The sequence below is a fragment of the Salicibibacter cibarius genome, assembly GCF_016495725.1.
GTDB lineage: Bacteria > Bacillota > Bacilli > Bacillales > Marinococcaceae > Salicibibacter > Salicibibacter cibarius.
Window position 1 is genome coordinate 875,432 of the sequence record NZ_CP054705.1, and the last position, 19,547, is coordinate 894,978.

The window sequence follows — 19,547 nt, forward strand, 5'->3', positions numbered from 1 at the left end:
GAGCACGAGAACCGACCGCTTTTTCGGTCGCCATGACGCGGTAAATTGTCCGTTAGGGAGCCAGAAGCGTTGGCGCCCTAGCTTCTTTCCAACTGTCTCTGTGATTAGTTAATTAAGCCACCTTGCGCTAGTTTCCCGAATTCTATCTGAACTTGTTCATTAGGGTGAGCTACTGCCTGTCCAATATTTCTTTTAGCACCCGGGCATGATTATATGTTTCTTCTTTTGCCGCGAAGATAAGAGTCATGTCTTTCTCGTGGATGTTGGCAAGGGATTTTAACCGCTCCAACGCTTCGTGCTGTTTCTCATTTTCCTGCAGTTCCTCTTTGTAGTCTTCTTTAAACGCCTGGAATTTTTCCGGGTCGTGCCCGAACCATTGCCGTAATTCTTTTGATGGTCCTGCTTCCTTTACCCATTCATCGATGAGGGCTTGTCCCTTCGATAGACCGCGCGGCCAGACGCGATCAATGAGGATGCGGTATCCGTCTGATTTTTCCGCCGCTTGGTAGATGCGTTTTATCGCAATTGGCATATTGTCACCCCCTTCTTATTTTTTGTTTCTTGTAGAATACCCTACATTTGTCGGGATTTACAATCAACACGGGATCTGTAAAAATAAAAATGTAAGCCCTTACAAACATGAAACGAGGAGGATATCGATGACTCAGAAACCGTTTCAAACGACGAGTGCCGCCGGTCTTCGGGAGGATTCGCTACCATTAAAGCTTTTCCAAAAGGCAAAACGTTTTGGGGTTTGGAATCCGTCTGATTTGGATTTTACACAGGATAAGAAAGATTGGGAAACATTTAGCGAGCAGCAAAAGGAAGGGATACTACGGTTAATTTCCCAATTTCAAGCAGGGGAAGAAGCGGTAACGAGGGATTTGCTTCCATTAATCATGACCATTTCCAATGAAGGGCGCCTTGAAGAAGAAATGTTTTTAACGACGTTTTTATTTGAAGAGGCCAAGCACACTGAATTTTTCAGAATAGTACTAAATGAGCTTGGGGTAAAGCGAGATTTGACAGAGTACCATTCGGATACCTACCATAAAATTTTCAATGAAATCCTGCCTACGGCAATGGAACGCCTCGTCCACGATCAATCGCCGGAGGCGGTAGCGGAAGCGGCAACGGTTTATAACATGTTTGTGGAAGGTGTGTTGGCAGAAACCGGCTATTATGGTTTTTATCAATCGTTGCAGAACATTGATGCGATGCCTGCATTATTGGAAGGGGTCGGCAATTTAAAAAGAGATGAATCCCGTCATATTGCTTACGGAACATTTTTGTTGCAACGTATCATTAGCGAACATCCACACATTTATGACTTGGTCATGAAGAAAATGGAGGAATTAACACCACTCGCGATTCGGATCAATCAGGAAGGTTCGGAAGGGAACACCGATGAAGCAAAACAAAATACGATGAACTTCACGCAAAAGCAATTGTCCACACGCATGCAAATTTTGGGCAGATCTCGTGACAAAAGACTTGAAGAGATCTATAAACAGGGAGCAGATGAAGTAGGGATGGAAGAAGCGGATGCCGTTCACTAAGGAAAAAAAGGGGCGCCTTCAATTAGGGGCGCCCTTTATGCTGATTAATATACCTCGTAACTTTCTCCCGTTTGCATGCCCTCGACGCTTTTTTGATACGCGCGTGCCACCTTGCCGCCAGGCACGGGCTCAAAGCCAGCAAATAGATGGCCGATTCTTTCAGCGGATTCTTGCAATAAATTCGGGCTTACACTGTTAATGCGAATGCCCCGGGGCATCTCAATCGCTGCGGACTTTACAAATGAACGAATAGCGCCATTGGCCATGGCCGCAGAAGAACCTTGGGGGATAGGGTCATCCATCATAATGCCGGATGTTAAAGTAAAACTGCCGCCGTCGTTCATATACGGAAGACCAAGCAAAACAAGATTGATTTGGCCCTTTAGTTTACTGTTGATGGCTGTTTCGTTTTTCTCGGGCGTCAGTTCCGGAAGTGGTGCAAAGCCGGCACTTCCGGATGCGTTAATGACGGCATCCACGCTGCCTGTTTGTTCATACATGTTGCGAATACTGGCTTCATCCATAATATCTACCTGAACATCCGCGCCGTTCCTGCCTGCGCGTGTTATTTCGTGATTTTTGCTGAGCGAATCATGCACGTTGCTTCCGATCGTTCCACTTGCACCAACTAATAGTATTTTCATCATTATCATCCTCTCTTCCCGCTAACTATAACCGAAAATGGATCGGTTGAAACCCGCTTTGTTTTAAAATTTTAGTGACGTCTTCGTAAATACTCCCTGATTTCTTCTTCAACCACTTGATCGTTATATAGGTCCGCATAAATGACAGATTCAAATACTAAACCATGAATGAATATAAGTAACGAATTTGCTTGTTCTTTTATATTTAGGCTTTTTTCAAGGGATTTATTTTTATAAAGCATGCGTATGATATCCTCGGCAAAATTAAAATTTACTTCGCGGAATTTATCCTTTTGTTCCTGATAATCAACATTCATCGTTGCCATCATGGAAAATTTAACCCATATATCATTCTCAATTCTTTCTTCTTCCGTAGTAACTTGAACAATCTGTTTGATCATGCGAACGGCATCTTCAAATGTCCCCTTACCCACTTCAACTACTTTTTGCATTCGTTCCTGAAATTTTTCATGGATCACATCCATGGCGAACAAATAGATGTCTTTTTGTTTAGGGAAAAAATGTTGAACAGAACCTAAGGATAAGTTTGCTTCTTTGGCAATTTCTCGCAAAGTCGTTTTTTCGAAACCGAAATAATAAATGATGCGAAACGTTGCTTCTACAATTTCATTTTTTCTTTCAGCATGATCGATTTTTTTAGGCATAAAATATCTCCCTTGATTTATTATAACATGTATATTAAAATTTATTTAAGTCAAATGACTTATAAAAAGAAGGGGGACTTATATGGACGTATTTCTCCAGTATCTTTTTGTTTTTTTTGTAAGCATGATCCCTTTCCTTGAGGTAACGTTAACGGTGCCAACGGGAATTATAGCTTTCAACTTTTCGACGATAACGGTTTTAATCGTTGCTGTTTTTGGTAATGCGGTGAGTGTCCTTATCTTTATATTTTTTGGAGCTGAAATAAAAAAACTTTTTAACACCATATACAATAAACTTCGAATGAAGGATCGTACCCCCTCCGGAATTAATCCGAAAATCAAAAGAACATTCGATCGTTTCGGTGTAATCGGAGTCTGTTTTTTATCATCTATTTTGTTTAGCAGCCAAATCGGTGCTACGACAATGACGACGCTGGGGGGATCAAGAAGCCAAGTGTTTATTTGGACAAATCTGGGGGTCGGCTTTCTTGCAGTAATATTGGCAATATTGTCTGTCATGGCAGAAGAATTGGTTTCCTCATTCGTGAATTTAACATAAAAAAACAACTCGTTGGGGCGAGCTGTTTTCCGTGGGAGTGACTTATTCTTCGCTGTCGGCATCCAACCATTCATCAACCATGTCCCGATTATCATCAATCCACGCTTGTGCCGCATCTCGCGGCTCCATTTCATTTTCGGCGATGTCGAGCATGACCTCGTTCATATCGTCGGTTTCCCAATAGAAGTTGTCGAGAATCTGATAGGCTTCCGGTTCATCCTCTTCCAGCCCTTCCCGGACCATCGTGCGGATTTCTTCCTCTTCTTCATAAATGCCTTCAGGATCCTCGAGGAAACGAATGTCATATGTGTTAAATTTCCAGTGTGGTTCCCATGCCGTTACTACAATCGGTTCTTCATTTTCAATCGCGCTCCCTAATGCTGCAGTCATGGCGGCATCACTTGACGTTTGCAGAGAAATGTCTAAATCATACGCTTCTACGGCTTGCTCGGTTGAATCCACGACCCCTGCACCAGGGTCAATTCCGGTGATTTCATCAAAGTTGTTGGAAGTTACTTCCTCAATACTCGTTACATCCATATAATCAGGAACGGCCAGTCCGGTACGGTTCCCTTCTAAATTTGGGCCTAGATCGACCATTTCATCTCCATAACGTTCATAATCAGTCGCCATATCCGAAGGCAACCAACCGGCGACAAAGCCATCCGCATCCCCTTGGGCGACACTTTGCCACATGATAGCCTGCTCGACTTGATTTAAATTCACATCATAACCTGCCTCTTCCAAAACAAGCGCAATAACATTGTTTGAAGCCACTTCGGATTCCCAGGCAACGTAGGTGAGTTCGATTTCTCCGTTTTCACCTCCGGTTTCGTTTGACTCGTCGTCGGACGCTTCATCGGAATCAGCATCTCCACATGAGGCAAGACTAAATGTGCTAAGCGAAAGGGCCAAAACCCACTTGCCCTGTTTTAATAAATGCATGATATGCCTCCTAGTTAATTTATGATGAATGTTTAATACAAATTAAATACATGATGACTATAACATAATGTAGGGGGATGTCAACGGGGTTTTTTGACAAAAAGGAGTTTCCAGACGACGCCATAAAAGGCGTGAAGGATTAATGTGTATGGCACCTTGGCAGATAACATTTTAACACCCTTTATAATAAACTTCGAAAAAGAAGGACCGTATCCCCGCCGGAATTAATCCGAAAATCAAAAGAACTGTGATAATAATGACTTTGGAGAATCAAAAAGCCAAGTGCTAATTTGGACCAATATGTGGGTGATTTACGCTTGCAGTATTACTGGCCATGTTATCTGTCGTGGCAGAAGAATTAGTTTCCCCATTCGTGAATTTATCGTGAATGGTGGAAAAAACGGAAACAGCCCGAATGATCGGGTTGTTTCCGTATTAATAATCTATTCTTCGCTGCCGGTATCCAACCATTCATCAACTGTGTCTCGATTGTCATCGATCCATGCTTGGGCAGCATCCGCCGGTTCCATATCATTTTCTTCGATGTTGAGCATGACTTCGTTCATATCGTCGGTTTCCCAATAGAAGTTATCGAGAATTTGATAAGCTTCCGGTTCATCTTCTTCAAGCCCTTCCCGTACCATTGTCCGGATTTCTTCTTCTTCATCGTAGACGTCTAACGGATCATCGAGAAAGCGTATGTCATACGTGTTAAATTTCCAGTGCGGCTGCCAACCCGTGACTACAATCGGTTCTTCATTTTCAATAGCTGCCCCCAATTCGGCTGTCATCGCGGCATCGCTCGATGTCATCAGATTAATGTCGAGATCATATGCTTCAATGGCGTCTTCGGTTGCATTCATAATGCCTGCGCCACCATCAATCCCTACGATTTGATCAAAATTGTCGGGAGTCACTTCTTCGATGCTTGTCACATCCATATATTCAGGTACGGCCAAACCGATTCTGTTGCCTTCCAAATTGGGTCCCAATTCGACCATGTCATCGCCATATTCCTCGTATTCATGTTGCATATCTGAAGGCAGCCAAGCGGCGACAAAGGCATCCGCATCTCCCTGGGCAACACTTTGCCACATCGGGCTCATTTCTAACGTCGTTAATTGAACATCATAGCCTGCTTCTTCTAATACATTGCCAATTACATTGGAGGAAGCGATTTCGGATTCCCAGGCTACCAAGACTAGTTCGATTTCTCCTTTATCATTTTCTGCGTCACTTGACTCATCGTCGGGCGCTTCTCCTGAATTATTATCTCCGCATGCAGCAAGAACCAACGCACAAAGTGAAAGAGGTAAAAACCACTTTCCTTTTTTTAAAAAATGAATGATTGTAAAACCTCCTATTGAAATAATATAGAATATTTAATATTAATTAAACAACAATAAGCTAACTATAACACAAATAGACGCTATGTCAACGGATATTCGAAGTTTTCGGCACTCTTGCGATTGAATTTTTCATTGGGTGTCGGTATAATTTAGATTAAATCAATTTTAAATGATTCGAATTTCTGTCGTTGACTTTAACGAGGTGATGTAATGGATGATATACGAAAGGAAAAAAAAGCCGAGTTGGAAGAGGGTAATCGATCCATCGAGGATAGCATTGCCGATACCATGGATATATACGGCTACACGCGTTCCGTTGGGCGGATTTATGCTATATTGTATTTGCATGGCGAGCCGATGACGCTTGATGATTTGCGGCATGAATTGGGCATGAGCAAAGGAAGTATGAGTCTGGGCGTACGCAGGTTGATGGATGATAAGCTCATTCATCGTGTTTTCAGAAAAGGAGAACGGAAGGATTTGTATCAGGCAGAACAGGATTACTTTAAATTCTTCACAAGTGTTTTTTCGCGTCGTTGGCAAAGGGAAGTAAGTGTGAACATGCAGGGCGTCCGTCAGGCTCAGCCACGATATGAAGCATTGATTGACGATCCGGATACGCCCGAGGATATCAGGGAAGATGCCAAACGAAAACTTGAAAAAATTACAGGTTCTCTGCCTTACTATGATTTCCTGGACCTGCTCGTCGCTAAAACAGAATCCGGTGAGTTATTTCGGATGATATTGGATGAAAATAAATAATGAGAAAAAAATCAGCGTCTAGGCGCTGGTTTTTTAATTCCTCATCTTTAAACGGTACTAAATTTGACTTCTTTCGACAACCTGATATAATACAATAATAGTTATCGTTTAATGAAATTTAAACGATTAAAATATTGTAAATTAATTATTGGAGTGAGGTGATGAAGTTCTGGCTGAATTGCAAGTAAATGGCCACCAATATAATATACGGGGTATTTTGTTTGATAAAGATGGGACCCTTCTTGATCTACACTTGCTATGGAGTTCTTGGTTTCATCAGCTTTTGGTAAAGATTAAAAATAAGCAACCAGGGGTTATGTTTAGTGATGGGGAAGTAGCAAAGGATCTAGGGGTGGATATTGAACAGCATCTTATTTTACCTAGAGGTCCCTTGGCAATAGGAACAATGCAGGATAGTGCCATTATTGTTGCTTTACACCTATATCGGCAGAAACTCCCGTGGAATGAAGCAGTTCAAACGGTGCGGAACAGTATGGAGGATGTCAATGCAACGATTGATTGGAATCGATATTTGCAACCGCTTCAAGGATTGATATCTTTTTTGGAAAAAGCGTCTCAAAATGATGTGCAGATGGCGGTCGTTACATCCGACGATACGGATATTGCCGAGGAACACTTACATTTATTGAATATCCATCATTTTTTTCATAGTATCATAGGATCTGACCAAATTGACCGGCCTAAACCTTTTCCTGACATTGGGCATAAGGCATGTCAAAAACTAATGGTTGATCCGGCGCATGTCGCTGTCATTGGGGATACAAACGGCGATATGAATTTGGGTGACAATTTAAATGCAAAGGTTAATATCGGAATCGTTGCCCATGACGATCCAAATGCTTCGCACTTGACCGATGCTGACCATATTATTCATGACTATGGTGAATTATCGATCCATACATGATTCATTTGGAAAATGGTCAAAAAATGGTTATTTTTAACTGAAAAGGAGCGATTGAATCCATGAAACTTAAATTACCTGGTGTGTTACTAGGGGCCGTTTTTGCATTAACTGCATGCGGCGATGATGACAGTGTCTCGATCTATACACATAACGTAGAAGATGAAATGCAACCCATGGTATCGGATATGGAAGAAGAAACCGGTATAAATGCCGATTTTCTTAATTTATCCAGCGAAGAAGGATTTAGCCGGGCTGAATCGGAATTCCCGGATGTTGGAGCAGAGGTACACTGGGGACAGTTGCATAGCTTAGCTCTTCTTGCTCAAGAAGAAGACATGCTAGGTTCTTATCAATCGCCTGAATGGGAAGATGTCCCTGATGAATTTAAGGACCCGGATGGACAATGGTATGGCTGGTCTTATTGGTACAATGAGTTGGCCGTAAATACAGATATCGTGGATGAATTAGGCTTGGACACTCCATCTTCTTGGGAAGACCTCATTGACCCTCAATATGAAGGAGAAATTGTCATGCCGGATCCCAGTGTTTCAGGAACAGGCTTTCTATTCGTATCCACTATTATTCAAATGTTGGGTGAAGAAGAAGCATGGGAGTACTTTGAACAATTGGATGAAAATGTAGGCCAATATGTGGAATCAGCTGACGTCCCGGGACAATTGGCTGCTCAAGGAGAATACGCAGTGGGCATTACCTGGGATCAAGCTGTAACTGAATTTGTCGAAGAAGGATACCCAATTGAAGGAGTCGTCCCAGATGAAGGCGTAGGCTATGACTTGGATGTCATCTTTATTTACGATGGCTATGAAGATGATGAAAATGTCCAGGAAATCATAGATTATGTCGGTTCAGAGGCAGGGATGGAATCTGCTGCAGAGCACCGCTCTATGGTTACAAAACCAGACATTGAAGGGACTGCCGGAGATGAAGAACCGAATATAATTGATTATGACGCGCTTTGGGCAGCGGAAAATCGCCAAGATATTCAAGATGAATGGGACAGTCGTTTTAATAGCTAGGAGGATAATCGTGCGATTTAAATCTACATGGAAACGTTTTTTCTCTGAACCGGGATTTGCAGTGGCAGCCATTATTGTGGCTGCCCTGCTGATTTTCTTCATATTGCTGCCTCTTTCGGCGGTCTTGCTGCGAAGCTTTGGTGTCGGTGCCGAGGGATTTACGATGGAGTATTATCAACAATTCTTTCAACACTCCTCATACTTTCAGGCTTTGTTAAATAGCGTTGGGGTGGGTATTGTTACAACCAGTATTGTTATTTCCATCAGCGTACCCTTTGCTTTATATGTGACGCGAACGAAAAGTACACTATCAAAAGCGTATAGAGGGCTATCTTTACTGCCTCTTGTGGCACCTCCTTTTATCTTTTCATTATCATTAATTATTTTATTCGGTAGGCGGGGAGTTGTAACCAATTATCTTAACGATATGTTTGGTGTGGAATTTAGCATTTATGGATTTTGGGGAGTAGTCGTTGCGCAGGTGCTCGGTTTCTTTCCGGTTGCCTATATGATGATTGAAACCTCTTTGCGTTCCATGAATCCAAGTTTGGAACATGCATCAAGGGATTTAGGAGCGAGTCAGACGCGCACGCTTTTTAAAGTATCTCTTCCCTTGGCCAGTACAAGCATTTTAAAAGCATCATTGATTGTGTTTGTTATGGCGCTTGCCGACTTTTCCAATCCGCTTATTATAGGAGGCGAAACCTCTTTTCTGGCCTCAGATGCATACTTATTGGTGACCGGGCAGCAAAACATGGAGATGGCTGCGGTTCTCGGTGTATTCTTAATCGTGCCCAGTTTAATCGTTTTCTTGTTCCAGACCTATTTTATAAAAGACACCGATACCACATCGATCAGCGGTTCAGCGGGCAATCAAAATGCTTCACTTAATAAAGGTTTGCAAGGCATTACGTTTGGCATTAGTACGTTGATGACATTTTTTATTGTCATTATGTTCATCATGGTAGTCTTGGGAGCCTTTGTGCAAATAATTGGAGTAGATAATACATTTACGTTGGATCATTTTTCGGATCAAAGTGGATGGGGCTTCATTTATACGAGTGTGATCGTTTCACTTTTTGCAGCGTTGTTAGCTGCTGGATTAGGTCTTTTACAAGGGTATTTGACCGTTCGAAAAAATATCCCTGCTAAGAAATTCCTGGAATTTGTGGCTTTATTCGGTTTGGCAGTGCCAGGTACCGTTATGGGGATCGGTTATGTGTTGATCTTTAATGGACCACCATTTTTCCTAACAGGTACAGTGCTTTTGCTTGTGCTAAATATGGCGTTTCGGAAAATTGGGGTTGGTTTGGAATCAGGGATTAGTAAATTGCAGCAAATCGATCCCTCAATGGAGGAAGCATCAGCGGACTTGGGTGCAAAACCAACACGTACCATTCGTAAAATTGTTATGCCATTATTGAGTCCGGCTTTTATGTCCGGTTTTGTGTATACGTTTATGACCGCGATGGTTTCGGTTAGCTCTGTCATTTTCCTCATTTCACCGGGAACAAACTTGGCTTCTGCTTACATTCTAAATTTGGCGAATCAAGCAGCTCTTGGCAGAGCTTCGGCCATGTCCGTCATAATGATTGCCATTGTACTCGTGTGTATGGCAATTCTTAAATGGTTAGAACGACGAAGCAACTCAGGGATTTGAAAAAGAGGGAGGTAATCGCGAGTGGCACAGCAAGATTCAATAATCAGCTTAAATCATGTAAACAAAGCTTTTGATGATGTGCGAGCTGTTCAGGACATTTCGATTGATGTGAATAAAGGGGAATTGGTGACGTTTATCGGTCCGAGCGGTTGTGGGAAAACGACATTGCTACGAACCATCGCCGGTTTTTATAGTCCCACATCCGGGGATATTTACTTGAATGGAACACGGATTAATGATCTTCCACCTGAAAAACGGGAAACCGGTATGGTATTCCAAAATTATGCATTGTTTCCCCATATGACGATTTTTGAAAATGTGGCTTACGGTTTGGATGTGCGAAAAGAAACAAAGGAAACGAAGAAAAACAAAGTGCAGGATGCTTTGGCCCAAGTGCAATTGGAAGGGTACGAAGCGCGCAAACCAAGCGAGTTAAGCGGGGGGCAGCAACAACGTGTAGCGATCGCCCGTTGTCTCGTTTTAAAACCAAAGGTATTGCTGTTGGATGAACCCTTGTCTAATTTGGATGCAAATTTACGTATGATCATGCGGGATGAAATACGCCGGCTTAAGGAAGAATTAGATTTAACCATTATCTTTGTGACACATGATCAGGAAGAAGCGTTAAGTATTTCAGATCGGGTGATGGTACTGAATGAAGGCAACTTGCAACAATTGGATAAGCCGGAAGTCATCTATCAGCGTCCGTCCAATGAATTCGTTGCAAACTTTGTCGGTCATGCCAATTTATTATCGGGCCAAGTGAAGCAAGAAAACAATGATTCCTATTTTGTCGCGAAGGACTTACAATTTGCCGTTGAAAATATGGATGCCAAAAATGGATTAGTTTTAATCCGTCCGGAAATGATCGATATTCATCCAAATGGCTCCATTGAAGGAGTCGTCTTGAATAGGGTCTACCATGGGAACTCCATACGTTACGAAGTGAAAGTGGGCGATACCGTTCTTCTTGCCGACGATTATAATGTTTTCGGAAAGGATCTATATACAAAAGGGCAAACGATTCACCTAGATATTCCCAAACAATTACATTTAATTTCAGCGTGAAACAAAACAAAAGACAGGGCGAATAAAGAGAGCCGCACCTATTAGGGCGGCTCTCTTTATTATTCATCAACGACTGTAATTTCAGTAGATGTAAGGATGTCATGACCTTCATTTTCAAACATATAAATACGGTATTCTCCCGGATCAAGAACATCCGTATCTCCCCAGCTGCCATCCAGGAATAGTGAGCCTTGACGTTCGCCTCCTAGATACTGCCATTGTAAGGAGCTTATATCATCAGGTGATTCGTCAATCGGGTAAATCCCCACCCAATCATATGGAAAACCGGTAGCATCTTCCCATTCTACTTGAATTGGTTCACCATGTTTTTGCTCAGGTTCCACATTTAAGGTTGCTGATTCACTGGACTTCAATACTTCAAAGGAAGAGGTTGCTCTTTCATCATCGCCATCAGCCAGAAATACAGCTTCATATTCTCCGGCAGGAAGTGGCCATTCACTGGAAGAAACAGAATCCTCGTCAAAAGAGATTGTACCTTCCTGTTTGGGCTCTCCAGGTTCTTGATTATTGGAACCGGTATAGTTCCAGAGAAGAGGATTCTCTTCTCGGTCACCGTCTTTCGGATAGATGGCGGCGACTTGATCTTTTTCCGAAGGTTGATCGTCTACATAAAAATTCACATCAATGGTTTCTCCGACCTCATACTCCATTTGTGACAGAGCTACTTCCTCTTCGGGAGCAGGCACTGAAGTGGAAGTAAAGGTTGAGACTACAGCGCGATGGTCGGAAGGCCAATTCTCCAATTCAATATCGGAATAAGGCCCGACTTCGGCTACCACTTCGCTATTCTCTGTGATGGAAGTACCGGCAGCATAGATAAAGTCAATACGATCATGGACTTCATCATCATTAATATCTCCCGGCGGATCTCCCGGTGTCCACGTATAACTCGGAAATTCTAAGGGGCTTTCATTAATTTCACGATAGGAATCCCGGAAACCCAGGTCGTCTAAATGCATAGAAACTGGCCATTCGACCACTGTATTGAAATTTTCTTCTTTTGTTTCCTCGGTCCAATCCAGATGGGAAGGGACATTAAAGTCACCTGTTAGAAATACAGGAACATCATCTTTTTGCAATTCTGTTAATGAGTGAAAACGGGATCTCATTTCCATCATATGGTGTCGTTCATTTCCGATGACTTGTTCAACGGTGAATCCGTCTCTTATGTCATAAGGGCCGTAAGGATCGTGCAATAAATGGACATTGCTTACTGCCACTACTTCCTCAGGCTCAACCTCAACATAAACGTAATCAGGATGGCCTACATCGATGATCGGATAACGGCTAATGATTTCTTGGTTGTGATCTGCGTAGTAACCAAGTTCGTCCGCTAACCGATCCAAGTTTCCTCCTTCTTCTTGGACGCCGACAATATCTGCATCTGCTTCTTCGACAGCACGAACCGTTTCATCAAAAGAAACCTGATCGCCGCCAAGCCAAATGTTAAAGGACATCACGCGTAATTCATGTTGATCTATTTTTTCCCATACGTCCCATTCACCGGAATCATCTGGGTTTTCGCCTTGTGTCCACCACTTGGCTTCATAAATAGTCCCCTCATGTTGAACGCGATCTCCGTCTTCGTATGTGTCTTGTTCTGACCAAACGGGCAGGCTTTCCTCCCCATCGTTTGTACATTCGGAGGCCACTTTCCATACATCCCATTCACCGGAATCATTCGGGTTTTCGCCTTGTGTCCACCACTTGGCTTCATATATTTCCCCGTCATGTAAAACGCGGTCTCCTTCTGTATATGTGCTTTCTTCCGACCACTCATCAGTCTCGCAGTTGGCTTCCTCTGCATTGGCCATTTGATTAAATGGGACAATCACGAAAAGAGCTGCCAAGATTACCTGCATAAATCTTTTCACGTATAATTCCTCCTGTTTGTTTTTTAAATAGTTTTTGAGTTCACCTCACTTTTATTTAAAATTATTTAACCATATTAAACATACCATAAGTTTAATAAAATTAGTATAATATTTTTTAATGATTTTTATATCCAATGTCATTGACAGTTTCATCACTTTATGGTAACTTTGAATTGTTCGAAACGTTTAATAAAAGTTAAACAAATGACTATACCACAATAAGGAGCGTGATCCCTTGCGCTTACAAATGTATATCGACGGTCAATGGGTGGATGCTGTCGACGATGAAACACGTGATATCATCAACCCCTTTAATCAGGAAGTGATCGCGACAGTAGCGGAAGGTGGCGAAAAAGATGCAAAAAAAGCCGTTGCCGCTGCACGCCGTGCATTTGACAACGGGGCATGGGCGACAACACCGGCGAGTGAACGTGGAGCGATCGTTCATGAGATCGGTCGGTTGATTCGTTCGTCTCGTCAAGAACTTGCTGAGCTCGAAACGCTCGATACCGGGAAAACCGTGAGTGAGAGCCTAGATGATATGGATGATATCGCCAATGTTTTCATTTATTTTGCCGGCCTTGCTGATAAAGAGGGCGGTGAAGTGATTGATAGCCCAATTCCTGACTCCGAGAGTAAAGTCGTCCGTGAGCCGGTTGGTGTGTGTGGCCAGATCACCCCGTGGAATTACCCGTTATTGCAAGCAGCGTGGAAATTGGCGCCTGCGCTTGCCGCGGGAAATACGCTCGTGATGAAACCGAGCGAGATCACACCGCTAACGACCGTGAAAGTGTTTGAGCTTTTTGAACAAGCCGGCGTCCCTACAGGCGTGGCAAACCTTGTCCTTGGACCGGGCAATACGGTAGGTGCGCACCTATCCGAAAGCACGGACGTTGATTTGATTTCTTTCACAGGCGGCATGCAGACCGGGAAAAAAATCATGCAGGCGGCAAGCAGCAATGTGAAAAAGCTTGCCCTGGAACTGGGCGGCAAAAACCCCAACATCATCTTCGCGGACGCGGATTTTGATGTGGCAGTCGATCAATCATTAAACGCGGCTTTCTTCCACGCGGGACAAGTGTGTTCGGCCGGTGCGCGCGTGCTCGTTGAAAGCTCCATTCATGACGCATTCGTCGATGCCCTGGTCAACCGGGCGAAGCATATTAAACTCGGCAATGGCTTCTCCGAAGATACGCAATCCGGGCCGCTCATTTCTGCCGAGCACCGCGAGAAGGTAGAAAAATATGTTGCTATCGGCCAAGAGGAGGGCGCAAAACTTGCCCTTGGAGGAAAACGACCGGAAGCCGAAGAACTGCACCAAGGGTTCTTTTATCTGCCGACGATTTTCACCAATTGTACAGCGGATATGCGCATCGTGCAGGAAGAAGTCTTTGGCCCGGTGCTGACGGTAGAAACATTTGAAACAACAGAAGAGGCAGTGGCGAAGGCGAATGACACGATCTATGGACTCGCAGGCGCGGTCTTCACGGCAGACATTGCAAAGGCGGAAAACGTTGTTACCCAACTTCGTATGGGCACCGTTTGGATCAATGATTTCCACCCTTATTTTGCCCAGGCGCCTTGGGGCGGTTACAAGCAATCGGGCATCGGCCGTGAACTGGGACGTCCCGGCCTGGAGGAATATACGGAGACGAAGCACGTCTATCGAAACATCAAACCGGAACCTTTGGGATGGTTTAAATAAGAGGGGGTTTTTAGAGATGAGTCAAACGTATGATTATGTCATCGTTGGTGGTGGCAGCGCGGGTTGTGTTCTCGCTAACCGTCTAAGCGAAGATAAATCGAAAAGTGTACTCGTTCTGGAAGCGGGACGCAGTGACTATCCATGGGATTTGTTTATTCAAATGCCGGCAGCTTTAATGTACCCGTCCGGTAATCCTTTATATGACTGGAAGTACTATACAGATCCTGAGCCTTATATGAATGGACGGAAAGTCTCGCATGCCCGGGGGAGAGTACTCGGAGGGTCGAGTTCAATAAATGGAATGATTTACCAACGCGGAAACCCAATGGACTATGAAAAGTGGGGCGCTGACCCGGGTATGGAAACGTGGGATTTTGCCCATTGTCTACCGTATTTCAAACGGCTGGAAGCAACCTTTGGAGCAAGTTCATCTGATGAGTACCGCGGACGTCATGGTCCGATTAAATTGAAACGGGGTCCTGCAAAGAACCCTTTATTTCAGGCTTTTTTTGATGCAGCTGTAGAGGCCGGTTACTCGAGAACACCTGATGTCAATGGTTTTCGCCAAGAAGGGTTTGGTCCATTCGACAGTCACGTGCATAACGGGCGGCGCGTGTCTGCTTCGAATGCATATTTGCGCCCTGTAATGAAACGCGAAAACCTTACAGTGGAGACGCTTGCTGTCGTTACCAATATTAATTTTGACGCCACTCGAGCTAATGGTGTGACGTGGCAAAGAAATAAGAAACAATTTCATGTTAACGCAGGCGAAGTAATCCTTGCAGGTGGTGCATTCAACACTCCGCAGCTACTTCAATTGTCCGGGATAGGCGACGCTGAACACTTACGCTCCCTTGGCATTGAACCACTCGTTGATTTGCCGGGTGTAGGTGAAAACTTTGAAGATCATCTCGAAGCATATGTTCAACACGCTTCGCCGGAGCCTGTTTCTGAAATGCCTAGTTTAAATAAAGCAAAAATGCCTTGGATTGGCTTGCAATGGCTGCTCGCGCGTACTGGTCCCGCAGCAACCAATCATTTTGAGGGTGGAGGTTTCGTTCGCTCGAATGAAGATGTTGATTATCCGAATCTGATGTTTCATTTCCTTCCGCTAGCGGTTCGATATGATGGAGAAAAAGCGGATACGAAGCATGGATTCCAAGTACACGTTGGACCGATGTACTCCAACTCTCGGGGAAGCCTTAAAATACGTTCTCGCGACCCTTATCAGCATCCGAGTATCGTATTTAACTATTTATCTACCGAAGAGGACAAGCGTGAGTGGGTTGAAGCAATTCGTACTGCACGGAACATTCTTTCCCAGCCGGCGTTAGCGCCCTACAATTCAGGTGAAATTTCCCCCGGGTCATCTGTCCAAACGGATGAGGAAATTCTGGAGTGGGTAAGGAATGACGCTGAAACAGCGCTCCATCCATCCTGCAGTGCAAGAATGGGATCTGATTCAGATCCGATGGCGGTTGTAGACCCGCTGACCATGAAGGTCCATGGCCTGGAAAACCTGAGGGTCGTTGATGCATCCGTTATGCCGTATACGACGAATGGAAATATCCATGCACCGGTTTTGATGTTGGCAGAAAAAGCAGCCGACATCATCCGCGGACAAAAGCCATTGGAACCTGAATATAAGGACTATTATCGTCACGGCGTACATTCGAAAGACGCGGGCACCGTAGAAAAAAATAAGGTGGTGCGTTCATAACGAAACCGTTATGTATTTCGCTAGATGAAGGATCCAGTTTTCACTGGGTCTTTTTTCTTTGCCCCTCAAATTCTCGTTTTTGTGATAAAATACAACAGAGATTTGTGTGAACATTGATGTTTTAAAACTCGACGTTTAGGAAATGAATGGTGATGTAGAGGAATTTTAACGATCAAGCCAAAATCTGTCGATAAAAGAAATGTATAACTTTTGCTTAATGTTAAAGGGGATGTACCACTGATGAATAAAGCAGCAAAATTCATGATCGCCATTTTTGCGGTCATAGCCGTTATCGTGAGCGTTGGATTGCTCTATACCTTTATCGTTGGCAGTGAAGCAGACGTTGATAGCGAGCAAAGCGCCAGCGCTGAGGAAAACACAGCTGCATTTGATTTGCAGGAAGCTGCCGAGAATGCTGAAGACGGAGAAGTCATCTGGAGTGCCGACATAGGTGAACTCCAATTGAATGATTTCAGCCTAAGCGAAAACGGTGCGGGGTTAACTGTGGCTCTGTCGGATCGTTCTTCAGAGGAAGTCGCTGAATGGAATCAGGCACTGGATGGTTTGCCGATCAACTTTGAAGTGGAAGATGAATAAAAATCAACCTCCGTGAGGTTGATTTTTTTAAATCCATAAAGGGATATAAATAAAGACCCCTAAGCCGATGATGACGACTAGAAGTAGGATACTCTTCCACCTGGTTCGATTCCAAAATAACACCGCTACGATGATTGCCTGTAAAAAGATCATACTTGAACCGATGATCATTGTCATCGGCGAAAACACAAATCCGCCGATAATGTTGACGAGTATTCCCACGGGCATAAGTGCAATGATCGCGATTTTCACCGGGCTTTTTTTAATGCCCTGTAAAATGTCCCGTTTTTCAGCTTCATTGAATTTATCGTACTCCAAGAGCGCAAACCACCCGGTAATGATTAAAAGCGCTCCGGTTACGGAGACGGTTCCCATTATTCACCCTCCTCCATCGTAGTATCGCGCGAAGGTTATAACTTCCACTTCTCTTCATAATATACCCATTTTAAAGCAAAATAAATATACGGCTATCTCAAATGATTGGTATAATAATTGGAAAAAATGAACGGTTTTTCGAAAGGAAGGAAGGAAAGAATGGAAGCGTCTCTATGGGCCGAAAAGCCTAACTAGGGATTGTTGAACAACTTGCAGATATCAGCTGAAGCCGGGATGCCGCTTCCATGGTTTCGCTTTGCGCGGACGAACGGTCAAGCCTCCTCGCGCAAAACCGGCGCTGCGGGGTCTTGACGCGTCCGTTTTTCCGCTGGAGTCTCGCCATTGCAGCGTCATCCCTCCGTATGTAGGATAGATTTCCTTGCATCTAGTTTTGACAACATCAACGGAAAATGCTTATGTGCCAATCTTTTTCCGTTATTCAGCAGTCCCTAACTAACAAACGGTGCCGACCGACCATCCGACAGTTAATCCGGAGGCGATGCGTCGCGCGGCTACTTTTCATAAAAGTGTCCCCGGGTATGCTGCTACTCCTCTGTATGAACTGGAGGCATTTGTAGACGATCTCGGGATCGCCGACCTTGCTGTAAAGGATGAAAGTGTAAGGTTCGAACAAGGGTCTTTCAAAGTGTTGGACTCGACTTACGTGTTGGCTGCTTTTTTTGCTGAAAAAGAAGCGATTGACACTTTTGATGCGGCATAATGCAAAACAACCACAGTTGGAACTATGGTCGGTAAATGCTCAACCTCTTTATAGAGGATTGTCGTTATCTAGTCTAAAAAATAGCTCTAAATAATCCTCACCTACTTCTGAATAGGGGCTATTTTTTGGTCCAAAAGAGCGACAACAGGGAAGTCGATCAAACTAAACTATGAGTACTTCTCATTAATATAGAAAGCAGGACATAACAAAGCACCTCCAAAAAAGGACGATGCTTATGCGTCATCTGCAAACTTATAATCAAAAAAACGTTCGTTTTCCAATCGCTCCGCAATTTCAGGATCACCGTCGCGATAGTGCTTTTCCCGTTCGGCAAAGGTCGCCCCGAATTGGGAATGGTGGGCGCGTAATGCTAGGAGCTTTTCCCGCATGTAATCCTTTACGGAGTAGACAACATCCGGATTATCAAGGGTGATGGCAACGGCGTAAAGGGTTGGCCTTGTTTCTTTAGGCATATCGGCAAGTGCCTCTACGACAGCTGCCGCCGTGGCGTTATGATCGGGATGTACCGAATGTTCGGGATAAAAAGAAATGACAAGCGTTGGGTTAAGCTCTGCAACTAGTTCTTCCACCATGCCTTTGAGAACGCCGGGAGCAAGAAATTCAAGAGTTTTGTCCCGATAACCCATCATTCGCAAATCGGTGAGTCCCATCGCGTCTGCCGCTTCTTCCAGTTCTTTTTTTCGTACGTCCGGGAGGGATTCACGTGTGGCAATCGGAGGATTTCCAACGTTCCTTCCCATCTCTCCCAGGGTGAGGCAAGCATAAGTGACCGGCGTTCCGTTGGCAATGTGGGCGGAGATGGTTCCGGAAACGCCGAAAGCTTCATCGTCGGGATGAGGAAAAATAACAAGTACGTGGCGTTCTTTTTTCACCATGATCAGCCCCCTTATTTTCTAAACGGTTGTTCGGAAATTTCAAGTGTAACGGCAATTTTATCTTCGTGATTTAATCCGGCGAGAATGAGTTGACCATCTTCATTGAGCTCGAAATGCGTGAGCCCTTCTCCGTATACCCAACCGATGTCCAGCTCCAAACCGACACGGTAAGGGCCGTCGCCAGTAATTTTTCCGTGCTTGTAGTTAACGCGCGCGTTACGTATATAAGCGCCTGCTGAAAAGAAAGATTGATCAAAATGAGATGCATAGGCGCCATTGGTTGTCTCTAAATGTAAATAAACATCTTGTTTGGCAAAAGAATCAATCAATTCTTGCACACGAGTAGGGGTAATGAGTTCCACGATTAAGCCTCCATGTAGCCTCGAACGGCAGTATTTATCTATTATATAGCTCATGATGCCTCGGATTCAAGAAATGTGATTCAGGAAAAATTGCGATCGCCAG

At 44.0% G+C, this 19,547-nt stretch carries 20 protein-coding genes; 11 read left to right on the forward strand and 9 right to left on the reverse strand.

Features of this window, described 5'->3' with window-relative positions:
* Window positions 1-169: 169 nt before the first annotated feature.
* On the reverse strand, window positions 170-532 hold the full coding sequence (locus HUG15_RS04475; RefSeq protein WP_200127387.1) for a DUF488 domain-containing protein: 363 nt from the start codon (window positions 530-532) through the stop codon (window positions 170-172).
* A gap of 127 nt (window positions 533-659) precedes the next feature.
* Between HUG15_RS04475 and HUG15_RS04480 the strand changes: the two genes are divergently transcribed.
* Entirely contained in the window at window positions 660-1,559 is a 900-nt protein-coding gene (locus tag HUG15_RS04480) for a R2-like ligand-binding oxidase (RefSeq protein ID WP_246516488.1), read from the forward strand.
* A gap of 44 nt (window positions 1,560-1,603) precedes the next feature.
* On the opposite strand, the gene HUG15_RS04485 is transcribed toward HUG15_RS04480, so the two are convergent.
* Both HUG15_RS04485 and HUG15_RS04490 read right to left on the reverse strand, forming a co-directional pair.
* Entirely contained in the window at window positions 1,604-2,203 is a 600-nt protein-coding gene (locus HUG15_RS04485) for a short chain dehydrogenase (RefSeq protein ID WP_200128832.1), read from the reverse strand.
* A 71-nt stretch (window positions 2,204-2,274) separates the two neighbouring features.
* Window positions 2,275-2,868 carry a TetR/AcrR family transcriptional regulator gene (locus HUG15_RS04490; protein ID WP_200127391.1) on the reverse strand — a complete coding sequence of 198 codons (594 nt, stop codon included), beginning with the start codon at window positions 2,866-2,868 and terminating at the stop codon, window positions 2,275-2,277.
* A gap of 82 nt (window positions 2,869-2,950) precedes the next feature.
* Between HUG15_RS04490 and HUG15_RS04495 the strand changes: the two genes are divergently transcribed.
* A complete protein-coding gene (locus HUG15_RS04495) occupies window positions 2,951-3,427 on the forward strand; it encodes a small multi-drug export protein (RefSeq protein ID WP_200127393.1) in 477 nt (158 codons plus the stop codon).
* Window positions 3,428-3,469: 42 nt separating this feature from the next.
* On the opposite strand, the gene HUG15_RS04500 is transcribed toward HUG15_RS04495, so the two are convergent.
* Together HUG15_RS04500 and HUG15_RS04505 are read right to left on the reverse strand one after the other, a co-directional pair.
* Window positions 3,470-4,372: a glycine betaine ABC transporter substrate-binding protein gene (locus tag HUG15_RS04500; RefSeq protein ID WP_200127395.1), complete on the reverse strand. Its 903-nt coding sequence runs from the start codon at window positions 4,370-4,372 to the stop codon at window positions 3,470-3,472.
* A 443-nt stretch (window positions 4,373-4,815) separates the two neighbouring features.
* Window positions 4,816-5,571: a glycine betaine ABC transporter substrate-binding protein gene (locus tag HUG15_RS04505; protein WP_246516489.1), complete on the reverse strand. Its 756-nt coding sequence runs from the start codon at window positions 5,569-5,571 to the stop codon at window positions 4,816-4,818.
* Between the two features lie 360 nt (window positions 5,572-5,931).
* Between HUG15_RS04505 and HUG15_RS04510 the strand changes: the two genes are divergently transcribed.
* The 5 genes from HUG15_RS04510 (at window position 5,932) to HUG15_RS04530 (ending at window position 11,173) form a co-directional block, all read left to right on the forward strand.
* Window positions 5,932-6,483, forward strand: coding sequence for a GbsR/MarR family transcriptional regulator (locus HUG15_RS04510; protein ID WP_200127397.1), 552 nt, complete (start codon window positions 5,932-5,934; stop codon window positions 6,481-6,483).
* 217 nt (window positions 6,484-6,700) lie between these two features.
* A complete protein-coding gene (locus tag HUG15_RS04515) occupies window positions 6,701-7,408 on the forward strand; it encodes an HAD family hydrolase (RefSeq protein ID WP_211202345.1) in 708 nt (235 codons plus the stop codon).
* A gap of 59 nt (window positions 7,409-7,467) precedes the next feature.
* Window positions 7,468-8,445 carry an extracellular solute-binding protein gene (locus HUG15_RS04520; RefSeq protein ID WP_246516490.1) on the forward strand — a complete coding sequence of 326 codons (978 nt, stop codon included), beginning with the start codon at window positions 7,468-7,470 and terminating at the stop codon, window positions 8,443-8,445.
* Between the two features lie 10 nt (window positions 8,446-8,455).
* Window positions 8,456-10,105 (forward strand): ABC transporter permease, encoded by a 1,650-nt coding sequence (locus HUG15_RS04525; RefSeq protein WP_246516491.1) that lies wholly within the window; start codon window positions 8,456-8,458, stop codon window positions 10,103-10,105.
* Window positions 10,106-10,126: 21 nt separating this feature from the next.
* Window positions 10,127-11,173 (forward strand): ABC transporter ATP-binding protein, encoded by a 1,047-nt coding sequence (locus HUG15_RS04530; protein ID WP_200127401.1) that lies wholly within the window; start codon window positions 10,127-10,129, stop codon window positions 11,171-11,173.
* A gap of 59 nt (window positions 11,174-11,232) precedes the next feature.
* Here the strand turns inward: HUG15_RS04530 and HUG15_RS04535 are convergent, their stop codons facing one another.
* Window positions 11,233-13,068, reverse strand: a complete 1,836-nt coding sequence (locus tag HUG15_RS04535; protein ID WP_200127403.1) for a carbohydrate-binding protein — start codon at window positions 13,066-13,068, stop codon at window positions 11,233-11,235.
* Window positions 13,069-13,303: 235 nt separating this feature from the next.
* On the opposite strand from HUG15_RS04535, the gene betB reads away from it, so the two are divergent.
* The 3 genes from betB to HUG15_RS04550 all read left to right on the forward strand — a co-directional run bounded on the left by betB (window position 13,304) and on the right by HUG15_RS04550 (window position 17,090).
* On the forward strand, window positions 13,304-14,773 hold the full coding sequence (gene betB, locus HUG15_RS04540; RefSeq protein ID WP_200127405.1) for a betaine-aldehyde dehydrogenase: 1,470 nt from the start codon (window positions 13,304-13,306) through the stop codon (window positions 14,771-14,773).
* A 16-nt stretch (window positions 14,774-14,789) separates the two neighbouring features.
* Window positions 14,790-16,493 carry a choline dehydrogenase gene (gene betA, locus HUG15_RS04545; protein ID WP_200127407.1) on the forward strand — a complete coding sequence of 568 codons (1,704 nt, stop codon included), beginning with the start codon at window positions 14,790-14,792 and terminating at the stop codon, window positions 16,491-16,493.
* Window positions 16,494-16,733: 240 nt separating this feature from the next.
* Window positions 16,734-17,090: a hypothetical protein gene (locus HUG15_RS04550; RefSeq protein ID WP_200127409.1), complete on the forward strand. Its 357-nt coding sequence runs from the start codon at window positions 16,734-16,736 to the stop codon at window positions 17,088-17,090.
* A gap of 27 nt (window positions 17,091-17,117) precedes the next feature.
* Here HUG15_RS04550 and HUG15_RS04555 read toward each other — a convergent pair whose 3' ends face one another.
* Window positions 17,118-17,465 carry a hypothetical protein gene (locus HUG15_RS04555; RefSeq protein WP_200127411.1) on the reverse strand — a complete coding sequence of 116 codons (348 nt, stop codon included), beginning with the start codon at window positions 17,463-17,465 and terminating at the stop codon, window positions 17,118-17,120.
* Between the two features lie 499 nt (window positions 17,466-17,964).
* On the opposite strand from HUG15_RS04555, the gene HUG15_RS04560 reads away from it, so the two are divergent.
* Window positions 17,965-18,186, forward strand: a complete 222-nt coding sequence (locus HUG15_RS04560; RefSeq protein ID WP_211202346.1) for a hypothetical protein — start codon at window positions 17,965-17,967, stop codon at window positions 18,184-18,186.
* Between the two features lie 233 nt (window positions 18,187-18,419).
* Here HUG15_RS04560 and bshB2 read toward each other — a convergent pair whose 3' ends face one another.
* Together bshB2 and HUG15_RS04570 are read right to left on the reverse strand one after the other, a co-directional pair.
* Window positions 18,420-19,082, reverse strand: a complete 663-nt coding sequence (gene bshB2, locus HUG15_RS04565; RefSeq protein ID WP_200127415.1) for a bacillithiol biosynthesis deacetylase BshB2 — start codon at window positions 19,080-19,082, stop codon at window positions 18,420-18,422.
* A gap of 11 nt (window positions 19,083-19,093) precedes the next feature.
* Window positions 19,094-19,444: a YojF family protein gene (locus HUG15_RS04570; RefSeq protein WP_246516492.1), complete on the reverse strand. Its 351-nt coding sequence runs from the start codon at window positions 19,442-19,444 to the stop codon at window positions 19,094-19,096.
* Window positions 19,445-19,547: the final 103 nt, after the last annotated feature.